Annotated in this window: 9 protein-coding genes and 1 pseudogene; 3 read left to right on the top strand and 7 right to left on the bottom strand. The window is 64.3% G+C overall.

Annotated features, from left to right (window positions below; all coding sequences use genetic code 11):
* Window positions 1-142, top strand: a pseudogene (locus tag EN884_RS39500) (efflux transporter periplasmic adaptor subunit); the annotation flags it as partial.
* Complete coding sequence (locus EN884_RS12810) at window positions 139-3,270, top strand: efflux RND transporter permease subunit (RefSeq protein ID WP_063168964.1); 3,132 nt, start codon at window positions 139-141, stop codon at window positions 3,268-3,270. The pseudogene EN884_RS39500 and the gene EN884_RS12810, both read left to right, overlap by 4 nt.
* 64 nt (window positions 3,271-3,334) lie before the next feature.
* On the opposite strand, the gene EN884_RS12815 is transcribed toward EN884_RS12810, so the two are convergent.
* From EN884_RS12815 to EN884_RS12845, 7 genes are all read right to left on the bottom strand, one after another.
* Entirely contained in the window at window positions 3,335-3,745 is a 411-nt protein-coding gene (locus EN884_RS12815) for a GtrA family protein (protein ID WP_013529676.1), read from the bottom strand.
* Complete coding sequence (locus EN884_RS12820) at window positions 3,742-4,551, bottom strand: ChbG/HpnK family deacetylase (protein ID WP_063168965.1); 810 nt, start codon at window positions 4,549-4,551, stop codon at window positions 3,742-3,744. Before EN884_RS12820 ends, EN884_RS12815 begins: the two co-directional genes overlap by 4 nt.
* Entirely contained in the window at window positions 4,548-5,537 is a 990-nt protein-coding gene (locus EN884_RS12825) for a glycosyltransferase family 2 protein (RefSeq protein ID WP_063168966.1), read from the bottom strand. The genes EN884_RS12820 and EN884_RS12825 overlap by 4 nt, the downstream gene beginning before the upstream one ends.
* Window positions 5,530-6,693 carry a glycosyltransferase 87 family protein gene (locus tag EN884_RS12830; protein ID WP_063168967.1) on the bottom strand — a complete coding sequence of 388 codons (1,164 nt, stop codon included), beginning with the start codon at window positions 6,691-6,693 and terminating at the stop codon, window positions 5,530-5,532. The genes EN884_RS12825 and EN884_RS12830 overlap by 8 nt, the downstream gene beginning before the upstream one ends.
* Window positions 6,694-6,874: 181 nt before the next feature.
* On the bottom strand, window positions 6,875-7,273 hold the full coding sequence (locus EN884_RS12835) for a hypothetical protein (RefSeq protein ID WP_013529672.1): 399 nt from the start codon (window positions 7,271-7,273) through the stop codon (window positions 6,875-6,877).
* Between the two features lie 97 nt (window positions 7,274-7,370).
* Window positions 7,371-8,408 (bottom strand): zinc-binding dehydrogenase, encoded by a 1,038-nt coding sequence (locus tag EN884_RS12840; RefSeq protein WP_013529671.1) that lies wholly within the window; start codon window positions 8,406-8,408, stop codon window positions 7,371-7,373.
* 53 nt (window positions 8,409-8,461) lie between these two features.
* On the bottom strand, window positions 8,462-9,703 hold the full coding sequence (locus tag EN884_RS12845) for an acyl-CoA dehydrogenase family protein (protein WP_063168968.1): 1,242 nt from the start codon (window positions 9,701-9,703) through the stop codon (window positions 8,462-8,464).
* Window positions 9,704-9,816: 113 nt separating this feature from the next.
* On the opposite strand from EN884_RS12845, the gene EN884_RS12850 reads away from it, so the two are divergent.
* The coding region (locus EN884_RS12850) for an SDR family NAD(P)-dependent oxidoreductase (protein ID WP_128360569.1) at window positions 9,817-10,038 on the top strand (222 nt) is incomplete at its 3' end.

The following is a 10,038-nucleotide window of genomic DNA, read 5'->3' on the forward strand; positions in this document are numbered from 1 at the left end:
CACCGAGACCGTGCTGATCGACGCCGAGATCGACAATGGCGACATGGTGGTCACAGAAGGCACCCAGAGCGTCAGCGAGGGCGGCGCGGTTCGCCTTGCCGGCGAAGAGCAGCGCGCCGCGGACGCCGCCGCAGGCTCATGACCGGAACCATCAACACCGCCAGCGAGACCGGCTTCACCGCCCTGTTCATCCGCAGGCCGGTCATGGCCTTCGTGCTCAACACACTGATTGCGGTCGCCGGCCTGGCCGCTTTCTACGGCGTCGAGATCCGCGAACTGCCTGATGTCGACCGCGCGGTCGTCACTGTTTCCACCACCTTCGAGGGCGCGGCGGCCGAGACCGTCGACCGCGAACTGACCGACACGATCGAGGGCGCCGTCGCCCGCGTCTCAGGCGTCAAGTCGATCTCGTCGTCTTCCTCGTTCGGCTCGAGCCGCGTCACCATCGAGTTCAACGACGGCGTCGATCTGAATGTCGCCGCCTCGGACGTGCGTGATGCTGTCGGCCGCGTCGCCAATCAGATGCCCGACACCGCCGATCCGCCGCGCATCGTCAAGGCCGACGCCAATTCCGACGCGGTGATGCGACTGGCGGTGACCTCGGACAACATGTCGATCCAGGACATGACCGTGGTGGTCCAGGACCAGATCGAGGACGAGCTTGCCGCCGTGCCCGGCGTTGCCGACGTCCAGGTCTATGGCGACCGCGACAAGATCTTTCGCATCGATGTCGACCAGAACAAGCTGGCCAGCCTCGGCTTCACGGTTGCCGATCTCAGGGCCGCCCTTGCCTCGGTCGCTTTCGATTCCCCTGCCGGTTCGATCACCACGACCAACCAGGACCTGATCGTCCGCACGACTGCCGACGTGACCACGCCGGAAGAGTTCGAAAACATCATTGTCGGCGGCACGACGCGCATCCGCGACGTCGCCACCGTCACGCTCGGTCCCGACGTCGGCCAGACCACGCTGCGCTCGGATGGCAAGACCGGCATCGGCATCGGCATCATCCGCCAGGCGGAATCGAACACGCTGGACATCTCGACCGGCGTCCAGTCCGCCGTCGCCAAGCTGCAGGAAAACCTGCCCAAGGGCATGTCGATCAAGATCACCAGCGACGACGCCGTCTTCGTCAAGGGCGCGGTGCACGAGGTCGAGATCGCACTCGGCCTGTCCGTGACCATGGTGCTGATCGTCATCTATGTGTTTCTCCTCGACTGGCGCGCGACGCTGATCCCCGGCCTGTCGATGCCGGTCGCCATGATCGGCACCATCGCTGCCATCTATCTGGCCGGCTTCTCGGTCAACATCCTGACCCTGCTCGCTCTGGTGCTGGCGACGGGACTGGTCGTCGACGACGCCATCGTCGTGCTCGAAAACATCGTGCGACGACGCAATGAAGGCATGGGGCCCCGCGCCGCCGCCGTGCTTGGCGCGCAGGAAGTGTTTTTCGCCGTCATTGCCACCACCTTGACGCTGGTCGCCGTCTTCGTGCCGATTTCGTTCCTGCCCGGCCAGACCGGCGGCCTGTTCCGCGAATTCGGCTTCGTGCTTGCCATGTCGGTGCTATTGTCCTGCGTTGTGGCGCTGACGCTGTGCCCGATGCTCGCCTCGCGCATGCTGACCAGCGCATCGCTCCACCACGAAGGGGGCCATGGCATCGGCGCCCGCATCGGCGGCGCGCTCAATACGGCCTACAAGCGCGGCCTACACGCCTGCCTCGACGCGCCATGGATCGTGCTTCTGGTCGCGGTGCTGTTTGCCGGCACCGCCTTCACGCTGTTCGGCACCATCCGCCAGGAGCTGACGCCGACCGAGGACCGCGCCGCCGTGCTTCTGCGCATCAGCGCCCCGCAAGGCGTCAGCCTCGACTATACGACGCAGCAGATGCAGAAGATCGAGAGACTGATCCAGCCGATGCGCGATTCCGGCGAGATCCGCTCGACCTTCGAGAATGCCGGCCAGAACGGCTCCTACAATTCCGGCTTCATGGTGATGACGTTGGCGCCGTGGAACGAGCGCAGCCGCAGCCAGCAGGAGATCATGGCCGAGATCAGCCAGTTGACCAGGCAGGTGCCGAGCGTGCGCATCTTCCCGGTACAGCCCAACAGCCTCGGCATCCGTGGCGCCGGCAACGGCCTGCAGTTCGCGCTGGTCGGCAACGACCGCAAGGCGCTCGGCGACGCAGCCGTGAAGATCATCGCCGAGATGCAGAAGGACGCGCGCTTCCAGACACCGCGCCTGTCGATCGACCCGACGCAACCGCAGCTCGCCGTGGCCATCGACCGCGAGCGCGCCTCCGACCTCGGCATCGACATATCGGGACTGGCCAACACCTTGCAGGCCATGCTCGACGGCAACGATGTCGTCGACGTCTACATTGCCGACCGCAGCTACGGCGTGAAGCTGGTCTCGACCACCAATCCGATCAACGATCCGACCGATCTGGAAAACATCTTCCTGAAGACGGCAGACGGACGTTTCGTGCCGATGTCGACCATCGCCACGCTGACCGAACGTGCCGTACCGCCATCGCTGTCGCGCGAACAGCAGCAGCCCTCGGTGGCCATCACCTCCAACCTCAGTGGCGACTTCGCGCTTGGCGACGCGCTCACCCGCGCCGAGGAGATCGCCACGCCGCTGCTGCCTGCGGGCAGCCGCATCCTGCCTCTGGCCGAGGCGGCGACGCTGGGCGAAACCAACAGCGCCATGATCACCATTTTCGGCTTCGCGCTGGTCATCATCCTTTTGGTGCTGGCCGCCCAGTTCGAAAGTTTCGTCAGTGCCGTCATCATCATGGCGACGGTGCCGCTCGGACTGGCCTGCGCGATTTTCGCGCTTCTGCTCTCGGGCACCAGTCTCAACGCCTACAGCCAGATCGGCCTGGTGCTTTTGGTTGGCGTCATGGCCAAGAACGGCATCCTGATCGTCGAATTCGCCAACCAGCTGCGCGATCGCGGGCTTGGCGTGCGCGAAGCGATCGAGCAGGCCTCGATCATCCGCGTGCGGCCGGTGATGATGACGATGATCTGCACCGTGCTCGGCGGCTTGCCGCTGGTGCTGGCGAGCGGCGCCGGTGCCGAGGCGCGCGTCGCGCTCGGCTGGGTTATCGTCGGCGGCCTGGGGTTGGCCACCGTCTCGACGCTGTTCCTGACGCCGGTCGCCTATCTCCTGCTTGGCCGCTTCGTGACGCCGAAGACCCATGAGGAAGCGCGACTGAAGCGCGAGTTGGAGGAAGCCGCCTACACCAATGTGGAACCGGCGGAGTAAAGAAATCCAGGGAAAAGTGTGTAGCGGTTTTCCGTCCGGAATTTCGTAAGAAAAATAGTTCCGCCTATCTCAAGAACCGGCCTTCGATCGACCAGCGCGCGGCGAGGAAATTCAGCACCGCCGCCACCACGACACCGGCGATCTTTGCCGGCCACACTCCGGCGATGCCGGCAAACAGCGCGATGGAGAGGCTGGAGACGCCGAGCGAAATCAGCCCTCCAAGCGAGGCGAAGCGAAGGAATGCGTCACGCAGCCGGATGGCTCGATTGCGCTCGAACGACCAGAAGCCGTTCGCCGCGAAGGAAAAGGTGACGGCGATGAACCAGGCAGCAACGTTGGCCGGCAGCGGCGAAGCACCGAGCTTGAGCAGCAGGAAGAAGCTGGCAAGGTCGATGGCCGTGTTCGCCAGTCCGACAATGGCAAAGCGGACGATCTTGTTGCCGGTCGAACGCGGGGGCCGCTCGGCGTCGTTCATCCCCTGCCATCCATGATTGCGACATTGGCGCGGGCCAGGCTGGCTCCGAACGCGTCCGATGCCAGGGCCGCGAATTCGACCTCGCGCACACCTTGCATCGTGTCGCGCGCGCGCAGCGTCTCGTCGACATGGCCGGGATGGCACATGAACAGCCCTTGTTCCGGCAACCCTTCGACGGCGGCCTGCAGAACCGCAGTGAACTTTTCGGGCTGCCGCCAGTCATAGATGCCGGCGAGCGGCTGGAAAACGATGAAGCCGGCGCGCTGCATCGAACGGTTGAACCCGGCAGCGAGCGCGGCAATCGCGGCGACCTTCGACCCTGCGGCCAGCGCCGGGCCGCCGCGTAGGGCCGGCCTGTCGGCGCCTTCTGGAAACCGCGCGCGCAGCCATGTGCGCACGACGGGAAGGAAATGCACATGCTGATGCCCGTCGACGAAATCGGGGCGGCGGCCAAGCGCCTCGACGAAGCGGCTGTACTGGGCGTCAAGCTCGGCATGAACATGGCGCTCGTCGATGCGGCCGCGCAGAACAGGCAAGGCCAGTGCGCGGAGCGGTGGCAGCCGGCCTTCCGGCGCCAGGTTCGACCGGCCGGTAATGGTCAACTGGTCGGTCAAGGTGAGATGCAGCCCGACCGCGGCCCGGCCGCACAGCGGTTTTATGCGCGCTGCCTCCGCTTCCCATTCCGGAAAGCCGGTCATGCAGCTGGTGCCGGTCAGGCGGCCGCGATCGAGCAGGTCGAGAATCGCGGCGGAAACGCCGGGCGCCAGGCCGTAATCGTCGGCGATCAGGCGGATGCGCCGCGTCATCTGTTCGAAGTGCCTGGCTCCGGCCGATCGGCGGGGGCCACGCTGCGCACGACGTCGCGCACGAGATAGACCGGGCGATCCTTGCTCTCGCTGAGCGTGACCCAGACGTATTCGCCGATCAGGCCAAGCAAGGTCAGGTTGAGGCCGCCGAGCAGGACGACGGCAACCAGCAGGCTGGGGTAGCCCGGAACGGCAATGCCGTAGAAGATCACCTCGAAGAGCACCTTGGCGCCATAGAGCGCACCGGCCAACGCCGCGAGCAGCCCGCTGAGGCTGATGAGACGCAAGGGAATGACGGAAAAGGAAGTAAAACCTTCGAGCGAGAAGGCGATCAGGTTGAGCCGGCTCCATTTCGACGTGCCGCTGGCGCGGCCTTCCGGCGAATAGGGCAACGCCTTCTGGCGAAAGCCGGCCCAGGCAAACAGGCCCTTGTTGAAGCGCCGCTTGTCGCGCAGGCTGGTCAGCGCGCGCGCCACGGCGCCGCGCATGACGCGAAAGTCGCCGGCATTTTCGGGAATATCGAAACGCTGGCTCGAGTTGATCAGGCTGTAGAAAAGCCGTGCAAGCTGGCTGCGCCGCCAGCTCGCCTCGCGGCGGTCGTTCTGCGCATAGACGACGTCGATGTCCGGATGGTCCACCAGCTCGGCGATCAGCTTCAGGCTGATGTCCAGGGAATGCTGGAGGTCGGCGTCCATGATCAGCACCATGTCGCCGCGCGACTGGTCGAGGCCGGCGAGCACCGCGACTTCCTTGCCGAAATTGCGGCTGAGGCGCACGATCTCCCACGACCCCGTCAGCGCTTGCGAAAACCGCACGGCGCCATCGTCACGACTGCCGTCATCGACCAGGATCTTGTGTACGGTCATGCCGAAGCGTTGTGCCACGGCCACTTCGAGCTCGCCCAGCAGGCGCGCGAAGGCCGATGCCGATGCCGCCTCGTTGAAGAACGGTGCGACGATATCGAGGCTCGGCCGCAACTCAACCATTGGCGACTCCCGCATTCACCACCTTTTCCCGTGCCTTGGCCCAGAACCACCAGATCAGCGAACCGGCGATAAAAGTGACGGCGACCGGCCGGAACCAGGGGAAGAGGAAATCGTGCACATGGCGCTCGACGCCGCTCAACCCGGTCACGAACAGCGTCGTCGACAGCACCGAGGCAAGGACGCCGCCCCGTTCTTCACGCCACAACAGGGCGATGGCAAGACCGGCTGGTACCGCGATCATGGCAAAGGTGTTTGGCTCGACGCGCGGGTTGAAGACGCACATGTAGAAAGTGGCTGTCAGGAAGATCGCCAGCGCCGCCTTTCCCTGTTCGAGCCTGCGGTCGAACCAGATGACGGCAGAAAGCGTAAACAGGGCCATGACCATGCGCACGATCGTTGCGCCGAATTCCGGTATCGGCAGTCCTATCGTGGTGAACGGTGCCGTGAAATCGGTGGGCACGAAATGGCTGGTGTTGTCGACGGCCATGGAGGTCAGCATCTGGATGAAGACACGATGCTGATCGTTGAGATAGCCGGCGGGAGCAAAAGCGTAAGGCAGTGCCAGCACGAACAGCAGCGCCAGCACCAGCACCGGTATCAGCCGGAGCCGAAGGGCTCCTACCAACAACAGCATTATGATCGCGGTCGGCTTGGCGATGATGGCAAGCGAAGCCCAGAAGAACGTCTCCGCCCGCCGCCCTTCCAGCGCCGACAGGGTGAGAAGCCAGCAAGCGCCGGTCAAAAGGATCGTCGCCTGGCCGTTGCGGATCGCCCCCACCGCCATCGGCAAAGCGAGGAAAAGACCGAAAGAAAGCAGCCATGTCAGTTCGCCGCCGCCGAGCTTGCGCACCTGCCGCATCGCGGCGTAGGTCAGCACCGCAAAGCCAATGGAATGCCAAACCAAGCCGCCCAGATGCGGACCAAGCTTGACTATTGGAGTGTAGAGCGCGGCAAAGGCCGGCGCGTAGAGATACCCCATCTCGGACTGGGTGTCGTAGAGCGGCAGACCGGCCTGAAGCGCCACGCTGCCGTCGATATAGGCCTGCCATACCGTCCGCGTGTGCGGTGACCACAGGACCAGGGCAAGAACGACCAGGAACGCTCCGATCCACAGGCCAAACCCCAAACGGTCGAAAACCGGCTTGGAAATCGTCATCAAGGCGCTCCACACAATCCCGGAACTGGATCAGTCCAGCCTGTCCCGGCATTCGATGGCGGCGGCATATCACGGACGAAGTGGCGTGGCATAGGGGGCTGACGAACGTCAGGGCCGCACCTCCTTCGCCTCGAATATGCGTTCCCACCTTCATGGCTGCCGTCCGAGGCTGGCGACCTGACTAATCGTCAGTGAATTCGGGCAAACGAAAATAGGGGTTGCGCGGATCAAAGGGATATTTCGGCTCGCCCTTACCAGCAAGAACAGCCCCCGGAATCAGCACGCCTTTCGGCCCGAACTGATAGTCGATGCCGGCACAGAGGTGAGCGAGATCCTGGTAGTTGAAACTGCGCAACGCACTGCCACCTTCAAATGCAGCTGTTTTGAGTTGCTCAGGCATGAGCGGCCCGATCATCCTGTCGCGATAGGCTTTGATCTTGGCCTTGTTGAGTCTGGAGGCCTGACATTCGGCGCCGACGACCCGCGCCAGCATGATGTTCCTGACCGCAGTCCCGGCAGGATCATCCAGCGGGGCCGAATATTTCTTGAGAAAGTAATTCGTACCGGGATCGTTCGTCATCGCCTTGCGCCAAAACGGCGGGAACTTTTCGGCAGCCTGTTCTCACAAGCAGCCCCTTTTTTGCAGTAACTGGACTTCGCTCGCCAGCCATTTTCGTTCAAGGCCGGATGAACACCTTGCCGTTGGGTTTGGCCAGTTCGGCTGGCAGCCGCGCCATTGCTTCGGCAAGCGGCACCACCGCCGTCACGTCGGTCGACCAGCGCCCATCGGAAAAACGCTTCTGCGCTTCCAGGATCGCCGGGCCGCGACGGTCGCGGAACTGGCGCATCCACTCACTCAGCCAAAACCCTTCGATATGCTTGTGCTGGAAGATCAGTTGGCCGGGCTCGCGGATAACGGTGGCTTCGGGATCGAGCCGCCCATAAATGATCCAGCGCGACCGCTTCGGCATGACGTCGAAGATGGCGGAGGCAAGCGGCCCGGTTACCGCGTCAAGGAAGATGCGCGGCTGTTCGGCCTTCATCACCTCGCGCAGCGCCGCCTTGAAATCCGGCGCCCTTTCATTGAGCACGTGCGCCGCGCCAAGCGCATTCAGAGCCGCGATCTGGTCGTCGCGGCGCACGGTGACGATCGGCCGGAAACCCTCTTCGCTGGCCAGGCCGATGATCAGCTTGCAGAGCTGGCTGGCGCCGGCGGTCATGACGAAGGCCTTCTCGCCTTCCTCCTTGACGATGTCGAACATGGCGAGCGCCGTGAGCGGGTTGACGATCATCGCCGCACCGTCCTCGTCGCGAACGGTGTCGAGCAGCGGGATGCAGGCAGCCGCCTCGGCGACGGCATAGTCGGCCCACGAGCCCCAGTTGGTGACGCCGGTGGCAAAGGCCACGCGCTTGCCGATCAGGCTTTTGGGATAGGGCTCGTCCCCGCTGGCGACGACAATGCCGACACCCTCGAAACCGGCCGGCTGGCCCTTGGCACGCGGCTGGCCGTACTGGCCCTTGACGAAGGCGACATCGGACGGATTGATCGAGGCGAGGCTGACCTTGATCAGCACCTGGCTGGGGCCCGGTGTCGGCACCGCGATGCTGCCCGGCTCGAGATAGGGCTCCATCGCCTCCAGCACACTGCCGCTCCGCGTCCTGGTGTAGCCATCGCCGACAAGCAGCAGCGCCTTCATTTCGGATGGGACGGTCATCGGAACACTCCTCGCTCGAGCCTCGAGTCGCGCCCGCATGACGATGCCGGCGCTCAAACCTTCTCCTGCGTGTATTTCCTCAACTCCGTCCGCGCCACCTGACGGCGATGCACGGCGTCCGGCCCGTCGGCAAGGCGCAAGGTCCGCAGATGCGTCCACGACCGCGCCAGCGGTGTGTCCTGGCTGATGCCTTGCGCGCCGAACATCTGCACCGCCTCGTCGGTGACCTTGAGCGCGACGCGCGGTGCGACCACCTTGATCTGGCTGATCCAGGGAGCAGCGGCCCGCGCATCGCCCTGGTCGATCATCCACGCCGCCTTGAGGCAGAGCAGCCGCGCCATCTCGATCTCCATGCGGCATTCGGCGATGATGTCGAAATTGGCGCCGAGCTTTGCCAGCTTCTGGCCGAAGGCCTCGCGGCGCACGGAACGCTGGCACAGCATCTCGAGCGCCATCTCGGCCTGTCCGATGGCGCGCATGCAGTGGTGGATGCGGCCGGGACCGAGCCGCCCTTGCGCGATCTCGAACCCCCTGCCCTCGCCGAGGATCAGGTTCGACGCCGGTACGCGCACATTGTCGAAGCGAAGATGCATGTGGCCATGCGGCGCGTCGTCATCGCCATAGACCTGCATGGCCCGCACCTTGGTCACGCCTTTGGTGTCTGATGGCACCAGGATCATCGAATGGCGGCGGTGCTGCGGCTCGTCATCGCCCCCGGTCCTGACCATGACGATGTAGATGGCGCAGCGCGGATCGCCGGCGCCCGAAGCCCACCATTTCTCGCCATTGAGCACATAGTCGCCGCCGTGGCGTTCACAACGCATGGCAATGTTGGTGGCATCGGATGAAGCGACATCCGGCTCGGTCATCAGATAGGCCGAGCGGATATTGCCGTCGAGCAGCGGTTCCAGCCATGCTTTCTTGTGGTCGGCCGAGCCGTATCGCTCCAGCACCTCCATGTTGCCGGTGTCGGGCGCCGAGCAGTTGAAGGTCTCGGCGCCGAGATGCGCCTTGCCCATCTCTTCGGCCAGATAGGCGTATTCGACAGTGGAAAGGCCATAGCCGCGTTCCGAGCCGGTCAGCCAGAAATTCCACAGGCCGCGCTCTCTTGCGGTCTTCTTCAGCCCTTCGAGGATCTCGCTCTGACGCGCACTGTAGACCCAGCGGCTGCCTGCCTTGCCCACTTCGCTGAGGAATTCATGGTCGAGCGGCATGATCTCGTCGCGCACCATGGCCGCGACGCGCGCGTGGATTGGCTTCAGCCGCTCGGTCATGCCGAGATTCATCTCCGTCATCGGTCGCTAACCCTTCATACACGCCAGGCATTTTGTCAGTGGCAAGGATGACCGTACTTCGGATAGCCTTGTCAACGAACTGTTTGCCCGCATGCCGAGCGCGGAGAATTGTGATGAGCTATCTGGACGAACTGTTTTCGGTGGCCGGCAAGACCGCGCTGGTGACGGGTGCGGCGACCGGCATCGGCCGCATGGCGGCGACCGCGCTGGTCAGGGCCGGCGCCAGCGTGATGATCGCGTCGCGCAAGGGCGAGGATTGTATCAAGGTCGCCGAAGAGTTGAACCAGCTTGGTGCACCGGGCCGGGCCGACGGCTTCGTCGGCGACGTTTCCAGC

The sequence above is a fragment of the Mesorhizobium sp. M7A.F.Ca.AU.001.01.1.1 genome, assembly GCF_004022735.1.
GTDB classification, from domain to species: Bacteria; Pseudomonadota; Alphaproteobacteria; order Rhizobiales; family Rhizobiaceae; genus Mesorhizobium; species Mesorhizobium ciceri.

What these genes read in the sequence shown, in the direction of transcription:
- EN884_RS12810 (WP_063168964.1), top strand. Translation starts at nt 139, where the DNA reads ATGACCGGAACCATCAACACCGCCAGCGAGACCGGCTTCACCGCCCTG.
- EN884_RS12815 (WP_013529676.1), bottom strand. Translation starts at nt 3,745, where the DNA reads ATGAACGACGCCGAGCGGCCCCCGCGTTCGACCGGCAACAAGATCGTC.
- EN884_RS12820 (WP_063168965.1), bottom strand. Translation starts at nt 4,551, where the DNA reads ATGACGCGGCGCATCCGCCTGATCGCCGACGATTACGGCCTGGCGCCC.
- EN884_RS12825 (WP_063168966.1), bottom strand. Translation starts at nt 5,537, where the DNA reads ATGGTTGAGTTGCGGCCGAGCCTCGATATCGTCGCACCGTTCTTCAAC.
- EN884_RS12830 (WP_063168967.1), bottom strand. Translation starts at nt 6,693, where the DNA reads ATGACGATTTCCAAGCCGGTTTTCGACCGTTTGGGGTTTGGCCTGTGG.
- EN884_RS12835 (WP_013529672.1), bottom strand. Translation starts at nt 7,273, where the DNA reads ATGACGAACGATCCCGGTACGAATTACTTTCTCAAGAAATATTCGGCC.
- EN884_RS12840 (WP_013529671.1), bottom strand. Translation starts at nt 8,408, where the DNA reads ATGACCGTCCCATCCGAAATGAAGGCGCTGCTGCTTGTCGGCGATGGC.
- EN884_RS12845 (WP_063168968.1), bottom strand. Translation starts at nt 9,703, where the DNA reads ATGACGGAGATGAATCTCGGCATGACCGAGCGGCTGAAGCCAATCCAC.